This is a genomic window from Methylobacterium sp. NFXW15, assembly GCF_049887755.1.
Lineage (GTDB): Bacteria > Pseudomonadota > Alphaproteobacteria > Rhizobiales > Beijerinckiaceae > Methylobacterium.
This window is the reverse complement of sequence record NZ_JAGEKG010000008.1, coordinates 178,125-193,336: the sequence shown is the minus strand read 5'-3', so window position 1 is coordinate 193,336 and position 15,212 is coordinate 178,125. Positions and strand designations below refer to the sequence as shown.

14 protein-coding genes are annotated in these 15,212 nt (G+C 69.0%); 4 read left to right on the top strand and 10 right to left on the bottom strand.

The annotated features are described in order from the left end of the window. Nucleotides 1-78 precede the first annotated feature (78 nt). Nucleotides 79-1,305, bottom strand: a complete 1,227-nt coding sequence (locus J4O73_RS18535) for an oxalate decarboxylase family bicupin (RefSeq protein ID WP_426219700.1) — start codon at nucleotides 1,303-1,305, stop codon at nucleotides 79-81. A gap of 162 nt (nucleotides 1,306-1,467) precedes the next feature. Between J4O73_RS18535 and J4O73_RS18530 the strand changes: the two genes are divergently transcribed. Then, entirely contained in the window at nucleotides 1,468-2,724 is a 1,257-nt protein-coding gene (locus tag J4O73_RS18530; protein ID WP_426219699.1) for an efflux RND transporter periplasmic adaptor subunit, read from the top strand. Nucleotides 2,725-2,736: 12 nt separating this feature from the next. On the opposite strand, the gene J4O73_RS18525 is transcribed toward J4O73_RS18530, so the two are convergent. The 5 genes from J4O73_RS18525 to J4O73_RS18505 all read right to left on the bottom strand — a co-directional run bounded on the left by J4O73_RS18525 (nucleotide 2,737) and on the right by J4O73_RS18505 (nucleotide 8,003). Next, the gene (locus J4O73_RS18525; protein WP_426219697.1) at nucleotides 2,737-3,672 is read right to left on the bottom strand and encodes a dihydrodipicolinate synthase family protein; all 936 of its coding nucleotides are present in this window, start codon (nucleotides 3,670-3,672) and stop codon (nucleotides 2,737-2,739) included. Nucleotides 3,673-3,833: 161 nt separating this feature from the next. Next, on the bottom strand, nucleotides 3,834-6,074 hold the full coding sequence (locus tag J4O73_RS18520; protein WP_426219695.1) for a xanthine dehydrogenase family protein molybdopterin-binding subunit: 2,241 nt from the start codon (nucleotides 6,072-6,074) through the stop codon (nucleotides 3,834-3,836). A 10-nt stretch (nucleotides 6,075-6,084) separates the two neighbouring features. Further along, nucleotides 6,085-7,125 carry an FAD binding domain-containing protein gene (locus J4O73_RS18515; protein ID WP_426219693.1) on the bottom strand — a complete coding sequence of 347 codons (1,041 nt, stop codon included), beginning with the start codon at nucleotides 7,123-7,125 and terminating at the stop codon, nucleotides 6,085-6,087. After that, nucleotides 7,122-7,613 (bottom strand): (2Fe-2S)-binding protein, encoded by a 492-nt coding sequence (locus J4O73_RS18510; RefSeq protein ID WP_426219691.1) that lies wholly within the window; start codon nucleotides 7,611-7,613, stop codon nucleotides 7,122-7,124. Before J4O73_RS18510 ends, J4O73_RS18515 begins: the two co-directional genes overlap by 4 nt. Nucleotides 7,614-7,745: 132 nt before the next feature. Beyond that, nucleotides 7,746-8,003 (bottom strand): hypothetical protein, encoded by a 258-nt coding sequence (locus J4O73_RS18505; RefSeq protein ID WP_426219689.1) that lies wholly within the window; start codon nucleotides 8,001-8,003, stop codon nucleotides 7,746-7,748. Between the two features lie 152 nt (nucleotides 8,004-8,155). On the opposite strand from J4O73_RS18505, the gene J4O73_RS18500 reads away from it, so the two are divergent. The 3 genes from J4O73_RS18500 to J4O73_RS18490 all read left to right on the top strand — a co-directional run bounded on the left by J4O73_RS18500 (nucleotide 8,156) and on the right by J4O73_RS18490 (nucleotide 11,213). Then, on the top strand, nucleotides 8,156-9,412 hold the full coding sequence (locus J4O73_RS18500) for a sensor histidine kinase (protein WP_426219687.1): 1,257 nt from the start codon (nucleotides 8,156-8,158) through the stop codon (nucleotides 9,410-9,412). Nucleotides 9,413-9,613: 201 nt separating this feature from the next. Beyond that, complete coding sequence (locus J4O73_RS18495; protein ID WP_426219685.1) at nucleotides 9,614-10,027, top strand: hypothetical protein; 414 nt, start codon at nucleotides 9,614-9,616, stop codon at nucleotides 10,025-10,027. Nucleotides 10,028-10,052: 25 nt separating this feature from the next. Further along, nucleotides 10,053-11,213 (top strand): hypothetical protein, encoded by a 1,161-nt coding sequence (locus J4O73_RS18490; protein WP_426219684.1) that lies wholly within the window; start codon nucleotides 10,053-10,055, stop codon nucleotides 11,211-11,213. Nucleotides 11,214-11,407: 194 nt separating this feature from the next. Here the strand turns inward: J4O73_RS18490 and J4O73_RS18485 are convergent, their stop codons facing one another. From J4O73_RS18485 to J4O73_RS18470, 4 genes are all read right to left on the bottom strand, one after another. Beyond that, a complete protein-coding gene (locus tag J4O73_RS18485; protein ID WP_426219682.1) occupies nucleotides 11,408-13,051 on the bottom strand; it encodes a DEAD/DEAH box helicase in 1,644 nt (547 codons plus the stop codon). After that, nucleotides 13,051-13,860, bottom strand: a complete 810-nt coding sequence (cobF, locus tag J4O73_RS18480) for a precorrin-6A synthase (deacetylating) (RefSeq protein WP_426219680.1) — start codon at nucleotides 13,858-13,860, stop codon at nucleotides 13,051-13,053. The genes J4O73_RS18485 and cobF overlap by 1 nt, the downstream gene beginning before the upstream one ends. 13 nt (nucleotides 13,861-13,873) lie before the next feature. Next, a complete protein-coding gene (locus tag J4O73_RS18475; protein WP_426219824.1) occupies nucleotides 13,874-13,999 on the bottom strand; it encodes a hypothetical protein in 126 nt (41 codons plus the stop codon). 90 nt (nucleotides 14,000-14,089) lie between these two features. Next, nucleotides 14,090-15,211: a DSD1 family PLP-dependent enzyme gene (locus J4O73_RS18470; protein WP_426219678.1), complete on the bottom strand. Its 1,122-nt coding sequence runs from the start codon at nucleotides 15,209-15,211 to the stop codon at nucleotides 14,090-14,092. Nucleotide 15,212 lies beyond the last annotated feature (1 nt).

Below are 15,212 nucleotides of genomic sequence, written 5' to 3'. Positions count from 1 at the left end.
GGAGCCTCCCGACGAGACCGTGGCGTGGTGATGATCCTACAACCGACTCGCGTGCCCCGCACCCGGTTCCAGGGCGCGTCATCCGGGCACGACGGGATTCTTACGCGAGGACAGGCCGTCGATCTGCGCACGATCGAGCTTCGTATGAGCCTGGACCAGGGCATGCGGGGTGAGCGCCATCCATTGGGCGAGTGAGATGTCGGCGTAGCGCGGGCTCTTGAACATCTCGAGGAAGGTCAGAGGCTCGCGCCCCGTGTTCTCGATGTAATGGCCCATGGCGAAGGGCACGTAGCCCACATCGCCCGCGCGGTAATCGAAGGTGCGCGCCTTCGATTCCGAGCCGAACACCGTCATCCGGCCCTGACCCGACAGGTAGTATTGCCACTCGTCGCCGTTCGGATGCCAATGCAGTTCCCGCATCCCGCCGGGCTCGATCTCCACCAGCGCCGCCGCGATGGTGGTCGAGGCCGGGAAGTTGCTGGAGTCGGTGATGCGCACCGTGCCGCCCCGCGTGCGGACCGGCTCCTGCGCGAGCATCCTGTGGCTGAACGAGGTCGGGATGGGGCCTGCGCCGCCGAGCTTGTCATCGGCGAGAGGGCCGGGCTTCGGCCCGGGGAAGATGTAGAGTTCCTTCTCGGGAATGTTTGCGAAGGCAGCTTCGGGCAGGCCGAAATTCTTGGCGAGCACGTCGCGTGGGGTGTGCGCCAGCCAATCGGTGATCAGGAAGGTCGAGTCCTCCGAGAAACCGCCATCGTCGAAGACGAGGAGGAACTCGCAGCCATCCTCCGGCCCTGCGAGGCCCTGGATCGAGTGCGGGATGCCGGAGGGGAAGTACCACAGGTCGCCCTCACCCACGTCGTCGGCGAAGGTGCGTCCCTCCTGATCAACGGCGGTGATCCGGGCGCGTCCCTTGATCATGTAGGCCCACTCGGCTTCCTTGTGCCAGTGCATTTCCCGCACCGCATTGGCCTTCAGGCGCATGTTCACGCCGGCCATTGCCTTCGAGACCGGCAATTCGCGGATCGTCGTCTGTCGCGCCCAGCCCCCGTCCTCCAGCCGCATGTGACTGTCGGCGAAGGACCATTTCAGGTTCGGCATGGTGCCGTGGTCGGTGGCGGGCGGCGCCAGCGTCCAGGGGTCCTGCGCGTCGCGCGCGAGGTTCTTCGGCCCCAGCACGTCGGCCCCCTTGCCGCCGCGCTCCGGCAGGGGAGCGGCGGGGGAGGGCGCCTGTGAGGCGGCGGGTGACGCCGCGAACGCGGTGCCAGCCGCAGCGGCGATCAGGCCACGTCGGGACAAGTCCGTCATAGGGAGATCCGTGTCATGCTGCGAGGGCGCGCCGCGCCCGAGAGAGGACCCGGAAACGGCCGGGCATCCGGCTTTGTTCGCACGAGCGGAAAATCGTCGCGGACACCGGTCGGAAACACGCCTGCCCTAGATTGACCTCTTGGGCTCGGACCGGCGGAATCGATGGCGGACGCGGAGGCAGCCGGACGGAGCACGATGCGCGGCACGACGTGGCTCGTCCTGATCGCCCTCGCGGGGGCAGGATTTGTCGGCTACCGGACGTGGTCCGAGCCGTCTCGCGCCGCCGTGCCCTCCGAGGCGGCGCGGCGCGGGCCCGTTACCGTCCGGGTCGCCATCGCCAAGCGGGCAGGGGACACCCTCGACCTGACGCAGACCGGCACCGCCCAAGCCTTCGACACCGCGAGCCTCTACCCGCGCGCCACCGGCTATATCGCCGAGCGACGGATCGATATCGGTTCGCGGGTGAAGACGGGCGACCTGCTGTTCCGCATCAGCGCTCCCGATCTCGACCAGCAATTGGCGCAGGCCCAATCGCAGGTGGTGCAGCTTCAGGCCGCCCTCGCCCAGGCCAAGGCGATGGTCGATCAGGCCGAGGCGAACCGCCACCTCGCCGACGTCACCAACAAGCGGACCTCGACGCTCGCGGGCAGCGGCGCCGCCACGGCGCAGAACGCCGACACGGCCCGCGCGGGGGTGCTGACGCAGGGCGCGAACCTCGCCGCGGCGAAGGCAGCGGTGAAGGTCGCTGAGGCCAACATCACCGCGCAGGAGGCGCAGGTCGCGCGGCTGAAGGTTCTGACCGGCTTCGAGGACATTCGCGCCCCGTTCGACGGGGTGGTCACGGCGCGCAACATGGATATCGGCGACGCCGTGACGGCCGATACCAATTCCGGCACGCCGCTCGCCACCCTTGTCCGGGATGACACGCTGCGCATGGCGGTCAACGTGCCGCTCTACGCCGCCGACGGCGTGCGCGATGGGCTTCCCGCTCGAATCGAGGTCGCGCAGATGCCGGGGAGGGTGTTTCCCGGCACGGTCTCGCGCTCCTCCTCGTCACTGCTCTACGCCTCGCGTATCCTGGCAACGCAGGTCGATATCCCGAATCCGGACCACGCCCTGCAGCCCGGCCTCTACATCACCGTGACACTCGCGATCCCCCGCCCCGCGCCCGTGGTGAGCGTGCCCGGCGACGCGCTGATCTTCGACCAGAACGGTACCCGGGTGGCCGTGCTGGAACCCGCAAGCCAGGACGCCTTCGTGGTGCGGATGCGCCCGGTGACGATCTTCCGCCAGGGCGATTCCGGCGTCGAATTGCGGAGTGGCCTGACCGGCGGCGAGCAGGTCGTGGTCGGCCCCTCGGCCTCGCTGCGCGACGGCGATACTGCCGTGCCACGCAAGGATGCCAAGGCCGGCACCTGACCAGCTGAATGGCTAACCCGGCAGCTTGGCCCGACCGTCCGTCCGGGCGAGGCGGGCGAGCAGGTACTCGACTTCCTCCCGCGCCTGAGGGCTCAGCGCCTGGGACGGCTTGCGCTGCGCGTCGGAGGTGAAGATCCCCCGCCGCATGAACACGTATTTCCGTACGGCGAGTCCCAGCGGCCCCTGCTGCTGCTCGTAGCGCAGATAGGGCAGGTGGGCGTCGAACAGGTCATGCGCCTCGTCCCGGCGGCCCGCCTTGGTCAGGCGCACCACATCCACCAGCATCTCCGGGAAGGCGTAGCCGGTATTGGCACCATCGACGCCGCGCTCCGCCTCGAAATCGAGGAACAGGCCGCCATTGCCGACGAGGATCGCGATGCGCCGCATCGACCCGTCCGCCTCGAAACCGCGCAGGGTGGTGATCTTCTCGAGCCCCGGCCAATCCTCGTGCTTGAGCATCACGCAGGACGGATTCTCGGTCACGATCCGGCGGATCACGGCTGGTGACATCACCACCGAGAAGGTCAGCGGATAATCCTGAAGCACGAAGGGAACATCCGGCCCTAACGCCTCGGCCGCATTGCGAAAATAGGTGACGATCTGGTCGTCTGTGCGGAGCGTGTTCGGCGGGGCGACCATCACGCCGCCAGCACCCATGGCCATGACTTCGTGGGCCAGCGACCGCATGGCCGCGAAGCCCGGCGCCGTGACGCCGACGATGACCGGAAGCCTCGTCCGGCCGATCACCCGCTTGGCGATCGCCGTGCCTTCGGCATGGTCGAGTTTGCCCGCCTCGCCGAGTTGGCCGAGGATCGTCAGACCGTCGACGCCCGCGCCCTCGAAGAAGTCGACCATGCGGTCGAGGGACGCCTCATCGATCCGCCCATCCGGATGGAACGGCGTCGGCGCGATCGGCACGACGCCGCTGATATCGCTGGTGAGGGGCATGGGAATCCTCGGCTCGCCACAGGGCGGGGAGGGGTTCTAGCAGGCCCTTCGCCGACTTTGCGAGCCATGCGAAGGATCCAGGGAAACGGAACGCCCCGGGCTACGGCGTTTCCCTGGATCGCTTCGCTGCGTGCGCGATGACGGGAGGAGGGGGAAGCCCCTCACCCCAGCAGCTTATCCAGCGTGATCGGGATGTCGCGCACCCGTACGCCGGTGGCGTGCCATACGGCGTTGGCGATGGCGCCTGCCGTGCCGGTGATGCCGATCTCGCCCACACCCTTCACGCCCAGCGCGTTCACCACCGAATCCTCCTCGGGGATGAGGATCGCCTCCATGGGCGGAATGTCGGCGTTCACGGGCACGTGGTACTCGGCCAGGTTGTCGTTGAGGAATCTGCCGGTGCGAGGGTCCATTTCCGCCCGCTCGTGGAGCGCGAAGGAAATGCCCCAGATCATGCCGCCGTAATACTGGCTGCGCACGAGGTGCGGGTTGATGATCCGCCCCGCCGCGAAGGCGCCGACAAGACGGCTCACGCGGACCTGCCCGAGATCGGGATCGACCTTCACCTCCGCGAAGACCGCCCCGTGGGCGTGCATCGCGTAGGAGTTCTGCGCGGCCGGGTCGGCGCCTGCCTTGCCCTTGCCCTCGATCTTCGATTGGCCCGCCCGGTTGAGGATGTCGGCGAAGGACTCGCTACGGCTAGTATCGTCGCGGCGGGTCAGGCGGCCGTTGGCGGCAGTGACGCCCGCATTGCCCGCACCGAACAGCGGCGAGGCTTGGTCGTTGACCGCGAGCGCCGTCAACTGGTCGATCACATCCTTGGCCGCCGCGTGAATCGCGTTGCCCGCCGTAGCCGTGTGGCCGGAACCGCCCGCGATGCCCGCATTCGGCAGGTCGGACGAGCCCATGCGGAAGGTCAGGGTCTCCATGTCGAGGCCGAGCCCGTCGGCCGCGATCTGGGCGAGGGCCGTCCAGGCGCCCTGGCCCATGTCGAGGGCGCCGATCTCCACCGTGCCCGAACCGTCAGCCCGGATCTCCGCGCGGGCCATGCCCTCGAAGATCAGAGCTGGGAAGGTCGCTGTACCGACGCCCGTGCCGACGAGGAACCCGTCCTTGTCCCGCGTCTGGCGCGGCTTCAGCGGGCGACCGGCCCAGCCGAAGGCCTGGGCGCCGCGGGCATAGCAGTCTCGCAGGGCCTTGGAGGAGAAGGGTTTGCCGGTGAAGGGCTCGACCTCGGCATAGTTGGCGAGCCGGAACTCCAGCGGGTCCATGTTCAGGTCGAAGGCGAGTTCATCGAGCGCGCTCTCGATCGCGACGCTGCCCGAAGCCTCGCCCGGTGCGCGCATGAACAGCGGCGTGCCGGTGTCGAGGCGCACCGCCTCGTGGCGGATCGCGGTCGCCTTGCTGGCGTAGAGGGTGGTCGTCACCCGGCCCGCCGGTTCGAAGAAGTCGTCGAAGCTCGATGAGGCGGTGAGGATGTGGTGATCGAGCGCCGTCAGCTTGCCGGCCTCGTCGGCGCCCAGGCGCAGTGTCTGCCGGGTCGGGCCGCGATGGCCCATCGGCCCGTACATCTGCGAGCGGGTTGGCACGAGCTTCACCGGCTTGCCGACGAGCTTGGCCGCCATGCAGGCAAGGACCTGCGGACCTGCCGGAACACCTTTCGAGCCGAAGCCACCGCCGAGATAGGGGCTCTCGATGTGGATGTCGGTGGGCTTGATACCGAAGAGGGCGCCGAGCCGCCCCTGCGCGATGGCGAGCCCTTGCGTCGGCATGAACAGGTTCAGCTTGTCGCCATCCCAACTCGCCACCGCCGCGTGCGGCTCCATGGCGTTGTGATACTGGGCCGGCGTCTCGTAGGTGCCGGTGAAGGTCTTGGCCGCCGAAGCGAGACCCGCCTCGACGTCACCGTCGATCTGCTCGGCCGGGGCGCCGACACCCACGGAGGGCGGCGTGAACACCTCACCCGCATCGAGGCCGATGCGCGGGGCCTCCTCCTCGTAGGTCGGAGCCAGCAGCCGCGCGCCCTCGGTCGCGGCTTCGAGCGTCTCCGCGATCACCACCGCGATCGGCTGGTTGGCGTAGCGGACCTTGTCGTTCTGCAGGACGTCGATCTTGAAGGTGAAGGGAACGTCCTTCACGTCAGGGTCCTTCGCGAGCTTCGGCGCATTCTCCGGCGTCATCACCTTGACGACGCCGGGATGGGCTTCCGCCGCCGCAACATCCAGGCTCTTCACCCGGCCGCGGGCGATCTTCGCCACACAGAGGGCCGCGTGGAGCGTGCCGGGCGGAAGGTTGTCGGCGGCGAAGCGCGCTTGGCCCTTCACCTTCAACGGGCCGTCCCGGCGGGTAAGGGGCTGGCCGATGCTCGATCCGTGACGGACCGGTTCGCTGGTCGAGGTCATGAGACGATCCTCAGACGATGCCGAAGGGGGAGGCGGGGAGCGCGGGGATGCGCGCGGGCGTGCCCGCTGCCGCCAGGGTGAGGGCGCGCACCGCCACGCGGCGGGCGAGCTCGATCTTGAAGGCGTTGGCCTCGCCCGTGGGCTTGGCTCCGTCCAGCGCCACGCGTGCGGCTTGCGCGAAAGCCTCGGGGGAGGGTGCTTGACCGGCGAGTACGGCCTCGGCCTCCTTCACCCGCCAGGGCTTCAGAGCAAGGCCACCGAAGGCGAGGCGGGCCTGCCCGATCATGCCGCCATCGAGCGTCATCGCGGCGGCGGCCGAGACGACGGCGAAGGCGTAGGAAGTACGATCCCGGACCTTGAGGTAGCGGGCGTGACCGGCGAACTGCGCCGCCTCGGCGGGGAGGGTGAGGGCGGTGATGAGTTCGCCCGGCTCCAGCACCGTCTCCCGCTCGGGATGATCGCCGGGCAGGAGATGGAACTCGGTGAGCGGCACGGAGCGTTTGCCCCCCTGCCCCTCGATCTCGACCGAGGCATCGAGCGCGGCTAGCGGGACGCAGAAGTCCGATGGGTGGGTGGCGATGCAGTGCTCGCTCCACCCTTGGACCGCATGGATCCGGGTCGCGTGGCCGAGGGCCGCGCAGCCCGAGCCCGGCTGCCGCTTGTTGCAGGGGGAGACCGCGTCGGTGAAGTACTGGCAGCGGGTCCGCTGCATCAGGTTGCCGCCGACGGTCGCTGCATTGCGCAGCTGCGCCGAGGCGCCCGCAAGGAGGGCTTCGGCCACCATCGGGTAGGCCTTGGCGATGAAGGAATCATCGGCCACGTCGCTATTGCGGGCGAGCGCGCCGATGCGCACCGAGCCGCCCGCCTGCTTCTCGATCCCCGACAGGCCGGGGAGACGGGTGATGTCGATGACCCGCTCGGGCGTCGTGACACCGCCCTTCATGAGATCGACGAGGTTGGTCCCGGCCGCCAGGAAGGCGGCGCCGGGTTGGCGCGCGGCACCGATCGCCTCGGCGACGGACGAGGCGCGGGTATAATCGAAGCGGATCACGCGGCGTCCTCCCGATGCTCCATGCGGCCGCTCGCGTCCTTCACGGCCTCCAGGATGCCCGCATAGGCGCCGCAGCGGCAGATGTTGCCGCTCATGCCCTCGCGGATGCGCTCGGGATCGGTCCCGGCTTTGCCCTCGCGGATCAGGCCGACCGCGCTCATGATCTGCCCCGGCGTACAGAAGCCGCACTGGAATCCGTCATGGGCGATGAACGCGGCCTGGACCGGGTGGAGGGCGTCGCCCTCGGACAGACCCTCAATGGTCAGCACCTCGGCTCCGTCGAGGCTGACGGCGAGTTGGACGCAGGAATTGATCCGGCGCCCGTCTACGAGAACGGTGCAGGCGCCGCACTGTCCACGGTCACAGCCCTTCTTGGCGCCGGTCAGGCCGAGCCGCTCCCGCAGCAGATCGAGAAGCGTGATGCGCGGATCATCGAGATCGATGTCATGCAGCTTCCCGTTCAGGGTAAGCCTGATGGGTATCGTCATGGTGGGGTTCCGGCAGGTGTAGGCTGGAACGGTTACAAGTAGATGAGCGGGTTGGAGCGACGAGCCCACTTGTCCGAGAAATGTGCGCAATCTCACAGAACGCGCCGGGGTTCTCGCACCCGCTCACGTTTCTCAGCGCACGGCCCCGCGCAGCGCCTCCACCATCACCTCGACGGCTTCCTGGACGTCCTTACCGAGGTTGATCTCCGTCTCGCCCGCCTCGGCGAGACCGCGCTCGGTCAATTCCTCGACGCCCTTCGGATCGGCCTCATGGCCGTTGCCGTCCTTGCGCACTATCGAGGTCACGCGCTCGCCGCTGACCAGCCGGTGATAGGCTGCAAAGGCCAGGATCGAGAGAGCGTGGTCGGATAAGCCCTTCACATCGGCCATGTGCGCGGTCCCTGGGGTCTCGTCAGTGATGTGCGCGCAACGTCCCGGCCCCGTTCGGGGTCCCGGCTAGGACGAAACGCCGCGCAGCCCATGATTCCGCCGCCGATCCACGATATCGCCCCGCAACGTCCTGGTGTAACCGATCCGTTACCATGCCTGCCCGTCCCGATGAGCCACGTATCGAGGAAGCCACCGAGGACGCTTCGGTCGCGCCCCGCAGCCCCGCCGATTTCGAGGCGCGACTGCGCCAGCAGGTCATCCTGTCCGAGTTCGGCGTCGAGGCGCTGCGGGGCAAGGATTTCAACCTGCTGCTGCAGCGGGCGACCGAACTCTGCGCGGAGGGGATGCGCGCCGAGTATTGCAAGGCGCTCGAATACCTGCGCGGCGAGGATACGCTGCTCGTGCGGGCAGGGGTGGGCTGGAAGCCGGAGGTGATCGGCCATGCGACGGTCGGCGCGGACCTCGCCTCGCCGGCCGGCTTCGCCCTGAAGACCGGGCGGCCGGTCATCTCGAACCATCTTGCGGACGAAACACGCTTCCGCACCCCGCAATTGATGGCCGATCACGGTATCCGCCGGGCGATCAACGTGCTGATCGAGAACCGGGACGGGGCCTTCGGCGTGCTGGAGGTCGATGACAGCCGCGAGGGCAAGTTCGATGAGGCGGATATCGCCTTCATGCAGGGCTTCGCCAACCTGCTCGGCAGCGCCATCGAACGGCATCGCACGGAGGAATTGCTGCGCGCCTCCCTCGCCCGGCAGGACCTTCTCGCCCGTGAGATGAGCCACCGGGTGAAGAACAGTCTCGCCATCGTCGCGAGCCTCCTGACCCTCCAGGCGCGCTCGGCCGAGGGCGAGCCCGCCGTGCTCGCGGCCCTTCAGGATGCCCGCAGCCGGGTCGAGGCCATCGCCACCGTCCACGATCAGCTCTGGCGCCAGGGCGACCTCGCGGAGAAGGACGGGGCAGGGGAGGCGGTCCCCGGCGAGATCGACCTTGCGCCCTTCCTCGACAAGCTCGTGCTGAACCTCGCGAGCGGCGCCCCCACCCACCGCCTGACCTGTGCCGCCGATCCCCAGAAGCTCTCGGCCGACCTTGCCATCCCCATCGGGCTGCTCATCAACGAGCTCGTCACGAACGCCCTGAAATACGCCTACCCCCTCGCCCGCTTCCCCTCCGGCGGCGAGATCCGGGTGCGGGCCGAGCGCAAGAACGCGACGCTCGTCGTCGAGGTGGCCGATGATGGGATCGGCCTGCCTGAGGGGTTCGAGATCGGCCGCAGCTCGAAGAGCCTCGGCACCCGCGTCATCGCGAGCCTCGTCCGCCAACTCGGCGGCACCCTCACCCTCCCGCCGAAGGAGCATGGTGCCCAGTTCCACCTCGCCGTGCCGTTGGAGAAGGGAATCGGTTGATTCGCGGCTAGTCCGTCCTCATGCGATGAGCGAGGTTGGCGAATTAAACCACTGGCAGAATTGCTATTTGATGGCACAACTTAAGGCATCGGTTGATGTCGCAAAATCGGCCGGGGAGGGGCCTTCGCACCGTGAAACGCTGGTGCCTCCGGCGGGCGCCGCCTATCCCATGGACCTCCCCGTCCCTGGAAGATGGCCCGTATGATGATCCGGCTCGCCGCCGCCCTCGCCACGACCCTTGGTGCCGATCCTTCCGTCGGAGCGCTGCCCGCCGCCTCCCCGGTCTACGATCTGGAACGGATCGTCCCGTGCGGCGAAGCGCGGACGATCGCCTTCTACGCCTCGCTCTTTCCCGATTGCACGCCGCAGGGGCCGGTGGTGATCCGCGTGCTGTCGCAGCCGCACCATGGAAAGGTGACGATCGAGACGGCACAATCCTTCACCAGCTTCGTGACCTCCTCGCCGCTCGCAGAGTGCAACACGCGGAAGGTGTCCGGCCAAAAGATGGTCTACCAGGGGGCGGAGGGGTACGAGGGGGTGGATTCGTTCCGCATCCTCGTCATCAATCCCGACGGGACAGGCTACGAATCCACGGTGAGGATCGCGGTGCGCTGACGGCGCCCGGCGGCACAAGGGCTCGATGGACGCCATAACCGAGCGAGAGCTGGGAAGCGGAACGGAGTCCGGCGCGGCCGCCTCCCTTGCGGAGCGGCTCCATGGCTTCCGCAGCCTCGGCGACAATTGCGAGTTCGGCTTCGTCCAGCGTTACGGCGGCGTGGAGCCCTCCGGCCTGCTGCGCTTCGCCTACACGCCGATGGAGGACCTGATCCGCGGTCTGCGTTGCGGCTTCGAGGATCTCGGCGCTCCGGGTGACCTGCACCTTTCGGTGAGCCAGGGCGGCACCTTCTACTGCCACAGCCGGGCCTACAACATCTGGGCCAATACCGGGCAAACGCCCGACAGCATCACCCCGGAGACCTTGCTCGACCGGGAGTACGGCCGCCTCGCCCATCTCAAGCGCAAGATGCTCGATGAGTTGGCGACCGGCTCGCACATCTTCGTCCGCAAGGTCGCACAGGATGAGCCGCAAGCGGATTTCGACCGGCTTGCCGAGGCCGTGTGGGCGCATGGTCCCTCGACGCTGCTGCGCGTGACGGAAGCGGGTCCCGACTGGCGGCCGGAGCCGGTGCGGCGGGCCGGGGACCGTCTGATCGAGGGGAGGGTGCGCCGCTTCGCGCCCCTCGATACGGCCTGGGAGACCGATCTCGAGCCCTGGATGCATCTCGTGGATTCCGCTTGGTCGCTGGTGCGGGGCGCGCCCGCCACGGAGCTAGGCGAGGGCGCCTTCGAACCCGCGATGCTCCTGCCCGGCGGCCTGCGCCGCCATGCGGGCCGCCGCCGGGAGCCCGGCTTCCACGGCTTCACGCGGATGGTCGACCGGGCTGCGTTCGATCCGCAGGCGATCTACACCTTCGCCGCCTGGATCTGGATCCCCGAGGCGTTCTCCGGCACGCGGATTCAGGCCGCTGCGGGCTATGCCCGGATGTCGGGGCTCAATGCCGATCTGACCCGGCGCAGTTGCTGGCAGAAGGTCTGGGCCTCGGGCCACCTCACCCATGCCGAGCGCGAGCCGGTCGGTCTCGCCATGGTCGGCAGCCGCCGCGACCATTTCTGGTCGGCGGGAGCCCGCTTCGTGCGCGGACCGATCCCGGAGCAGGGGCGGGCACCACACTGGCCGACGCCGCCCAAGCCGTTGTCGCTACGAGACCTTTTCGCGAGGCTTCAAGCCCGGTTGGGATAGCCCACAGGTACCGATCCAGAGTTCGCATAAGATATATTATGGAACTTAAATGGTGTGGCGGGGCTGCGGGGAGGGGTATGGTTAATAGTGTTAACCATACCTGCTCGAGGTTGCGGATTGCTGAATTGCCCCACTGACGCTCACGACAAGGCCGGACTTTCCGTGCGGGTGAGGGCTGTGGGAGCCCCCTGCCCTCAGGCGGCGCGTTCGGCGAGCCGGTGCACGTCGGCGAGGATGCGGCCGTCGGCGGCGCGGCAGGACAATTCACGGGACAGGGCTTTGTCGGACAAGCGGATCTCCGCCGGGCCGGTCAGGGCGTCGACGCCAGCCAGGAAGCCCGCCGCGTCCGCGGGCGCGTCCCGGCCGCCGCCGAGGCCGCGCCACCACAACACGGCTTTCTCGCGCTCGTAGCCGCGCCCCTCCGGCCGCAGCCGCACCCGCCAAGAGCCGTCGGCCCAGGCCAGCACCACGTCGAGCCCACCCGGCACCGCTTCGAGGCTCCATTCCGTCACGGGATGCCATGCTCCGTCCGCGCGCGGCGCCGGGGCGAGGGCGGAGTCCGAGAGGATCGCCAACTCATCCTCGGCGGCCGGGTCGTGCCCCGGCTCGCGCTCGGCCTCCGGCTCGGTCCAGCAGGCCTCGCAGGTCGAGGCGTTGAGGGCGATGAGCGCGCCGCATCCGGGGCAGGGCTTGGCACGCAGGCCCCCTGCCCCGCCGCGTACCGCCTCTGCGGTGCGGACGGTGACGGAATCGACCGGGCCGTGCATCCGCACCAGCCCGGCATAATCGAGGATCAGCGCGTCGTCCTTGCCGGGCGCCCGGCGCAAGGCTCGACCGACCTGTTGGACGTAGAGACCGGTGCTCCGGGTCGGTCGCAACAGCGCCACGAGGTCGACCTCCGGCGCGTTGAAGCCGGTGCCGAGCACGCCGACCGATGTGAGGCAGCGGATCCGGCCCGCCCGGAACTCCGCGACGATCCGGTCGCGCTCGCGCTTCGGCGTACCGCCATCCACGGTCTCGCAGGAATAGCCCTCCGCGCGCACGGCATCGCGCACGGCGGCGGCATGGGCGAGTCCGGCACAGAAGGCGAGCCAGGAGCGGCGCTTTGTGCCGTATTCCGCCATCTCGGCCACCGCCGCGCGGGTGATCCAGTCGCGATTCACGGCGGCTTCCAGCTCGCCGGGGATGTAGTCGCCTCCGCGACGGCCGACCCCGGTCACGTCGAGTTGCGTCAGCGTCGCCTTGGACACCAGCGGGGCGAGATAGCCCCGGCGGATCAGGTCGCCGGTATCGGCCTCGTAGGCGATGCCGGTGAACAGCCGCCCCGCCCCCTCGTCGAGCCGCCCGGAATCGAGCCGGTAGGGCGTCGCTGTGAAGCCCACGACGCGCATCGACGGGGTGAGGGCGGCGAGGCCTGCGAGAAAGCGGCCGTAGCGGGTCTCGGCCGAGCGGGGGATGAGATGCGCCTCGTCCACCACGACGAGGTCGCGCGGGCCGATGGCGTCGAGCCGGTCCGCCACGGACTGGATCGAGCAGACCAGCACCTGTGCGTCCGCCTCGCGCCGCCCGAGCCCGGCGGAAAAGACGCCGGCGGGCGCTTCGGGCCAATGGCGCTTCAACTCCGCGAGGTTCTGCGCGACGAGTTCGCGACTATGGGTGACGATCGCGACACGGGTGAGGGGCTCCCGCTCCAAGGTCTCGCGGGCCAGCGCCGCGATCACGAGCGACTTGCCTGCCCCGGTCGGCAGGACGACGAGGTGACCCGCCTCCCCTCCCCGCGTCCAGGCATGCTCGAGCGCATCCAGACTCGCCCGCTGATAGTCCCGTAAGCGCAGCATCAGGGGCTCCCGAAGGACGAGCCCTTCTGCGGGCGCAAGGCGGAACCCCGCGAAGCCTGCGACAGCAGGTAAATATCCATGATCCATCCGTGCCGCGCCCGCGCCTCCGCCCGCAACCGGCGGATCTCCTCAGCGACGCTGCCGAGCCGCCCGGCGACGAGGATCTCGTCCGCGCTGCCGAGATAGGCGCCCCAATGGATGGTCAGGTCCGGGTCGAGCCCGGCGAAGCTCGGATCTCCGTCGAGCATCACGACGACGCTCTCCGCGCCCTCCGGCCATCCCGAAGCGAGGCGTCGGCCGGTGGTGATGCAGATCGCCCCGCCGATGGCGTTCAGGGGCACGGCGTGGCGGGCGCAGAGCACCTGAACGCTCGAAATGCCGGGGATGACCTCGCAGGCGAGGGGTATTCGACCCCGCGCCGCGATCCGCTCCAGGATGCGTAGCGTGCTGTCGTAGAGGGCGGGATCACCCCAGACGAGGAGGGCGCCGACCTCCCCTTCCCCCAACTCCGCGAAGGCTGCTTCCAGCCGCTCGGCGCGGGCGGCGTGCCACGCCTCGACGGTCGCGCCGTAATCGGTCGGGTTCCGCTCGCGGGGCGGGTCGTCCACGCGCACGAGTCGGTAGGGGCGGGCGATATGCGCCGCGCAGATCCGCTTGCGGATCGCCACGAGATCGGCGGTCTCGGCCCGCTTGTCGAGGACGAACACGGCGGCCACGTCGGACAGCGCCCGCACCGCCTGCAACGTCAGGTGCTCGGGATCGCCCGTACCGATGCCGACGACGCGGAGGGTTCTGACGTGCTCGCTCATGTCGGAGCGCTGACTAGCGCGCTGCGTCGGCCTTGGCGAGGATCGTCCGCGCGATGGAGAGATCCTGCAGGGCGATGCCGGAGGGGTCGAACACCGTGATCCTCTCGGCCGAGGTGCGCCCCCCCTCCCCGCTCGCCAGCAGGTCGCCAGGGGCCTGCTAGCGGGTCCCGCCGATGAGGATCGGCGGGTCTCGCCCTGGGGAAAACAGGGCGAGACCCGGCCCTGGCGTTTAGAGGCACGCCCCACGGGCCGTCACGGGCCACAGAGCCTCGACGCGGCCGTTCCGCACGCCCACCAGCCAGTCGTGGACGTTCACGGTCGGATCGCAATGGCCTGGGATCAGGCGCAGCCGGTCGTTGAGGCGGAGCACGTTGCCGGGATCGGCGATCACGCCGTGCTCGTCGGAGGCCTTCAGGTACTCGACGTCACTGCGGCCGAACACCACCGGCATGCCGCTATCGACGCTCTGCGCCTTGAGGCCCGCGTCGCAGATCGCGACCTCCTTCTTCGCCTTGCTCATCACCGAGGTGAGGATGAACAAGCTGTTCTCGAACGCGGAAATCGGCTTGTCGCCCGCGTCGCGGACACGCTGGTAGTCAGCGTCCATGAAGACGTAGGAGCCGCATTGCAGCTCGTTGTAGACACCGCTCGCCCCTTCCATTTCGAAGCTGCCCGTGCCCGCGCCCGCGACGATATCGCAAGCCAAGCCCTCGGCTTTGAGTAGATCGACGGTGCGCTTCGTGTCGTCGATGGCCTGCTGGATCAGCGTCCGCCGCTCGCCGTGCTCACGGACGTGCTGCGCCTTGCCTTGATAGGCCTGGAGCCCGGCGAACGTGAGGCCCGGCCGGTCGGCGATGCGCCGCGCGATCGCCACGGCCGGCTCACCCGGCGCGACGCCGCAGCGGCCCGCCCCGACATCGATCTCCACGAGGCATTCGAGGGTCACGCCATACTTCACGGCCGCCGCCGAGAGGTCATCGACGTTGCCAATATCGTCCACGCAGACCAGCACCCGGGCGCGGGTGGCGAGTGCGGCCAGCCGCTCGATCTTCTTGGGCGCAACCACTTGGTTCGACACGAGTACGTCGCGGATGCCCGCGCTCACCAGCGCCTCGGCCTCGCTCACCTTCTGGCAGCAGACGCCGCAGGCGCCACCGCGCTCCATCTGGATCATCGCGATGTCGGAGGATTTGTGCGTCTTGGCATGGGCCCGGTGACGCAGCCCGTGCTCCTTCATGTAGCGGCCGAGCTTCTCGACGTTCCGCTCGAAAGCATCGAGATCGACCACGAGACAGGGGGTATCGACCTCTTCGACCGGCATGCCGACAGCGGCGGGAATCGTGTTGGCCATG

Excerpts from the sequence above, each read along its gene's own strand:
- J4O73_RS18535 (WP_426219700.1), bottom strand. The coding sequence starts at position 1,305 with ATGACGGACTTGTCCCGACGTGGCCTGATCGCCGCTGCGGCTGGCACC.
- J4O73_RS18530 (WP_426219699.1), top strand. The coding sequence starts at position 1,468 with ATGGCGGACGCGGAGGCAGCCGGACGGAGCACGATGCGCGGCACGACG.
- J4O73_RS18525 (WP_426219697.1), bottom strand. The coding sequence starts at position 3,672 with ATGCCCCTCACCAGCGATATCAGCGGCGTCGTGCCGATCGCGCCGACG.
- J4O73_RS18520 (WP_426219695.1), bottom strand. The coding sequence starts at position 6,074 with ATGACCTCGACCAGCGAACCGGTCCGTCACGGATCGAGCATCGGCCAG.
- J4O73_RS18510 (WP_426219691.1), bottom strand. The coding sequence starts at position 7,613 with ATGACGATACCCATCAGGCTTACCCTGAACGGGAAGCTGCATGACATC.
- J4O73_RS18505 (WP_426219689.1), bottom strand. The coding sequence starts at position 8,003 with ATGGCCGATGTGAAGGGCTTATCCGACCACGCTCTCTCGATCCTGGCC.
- J4O73_RS18500 (WP_426219687.1), top strand. The coding sequence starts at position 8,156 with ATGCCTGCCCGTCCCGATGAGCCACGTATCGAGGAAGCCACCGAGGAC.
- J4O73_RS18495 (WP_426219685.1), top strand. The coding sequence starts at position 9,614 with ATGATGATCCGGCTCGCCGCCGCCCTCGCCACGACCCTTGGTGCCGAT.
- J4O73_RS18490 (WP_426219684.1), top strand. The coding sequence starts at position 10,053 with ATGGACGCCATAACCGAGCGAGAGCTGGGAAGCGGAACGGAGTCCGGC.
- J4O73_RS18485 (WP_426219682.1), bottom strand. The coding sequence starts at position 13,051 with ATGCTGCGCTTACGGGACTATCAGCGGGCGAGTCTGGATGCGCTCGAG.
- cobF (WP_426219680.1), bottom strand. The coding sequence starts at position 13,860 with ATGAGCGAGCACGTCAGAACCCTCCGCGTCGTCGGCATCGGTACGGGC.
- J4O73_RS18470 (WP_426219678.1), bottom strand. The coding sequence starts at position 15,211 with ATGGCCAACACGATTCCCGCCGCTGTCGGCATGCCGGTCGAAGAGGTC.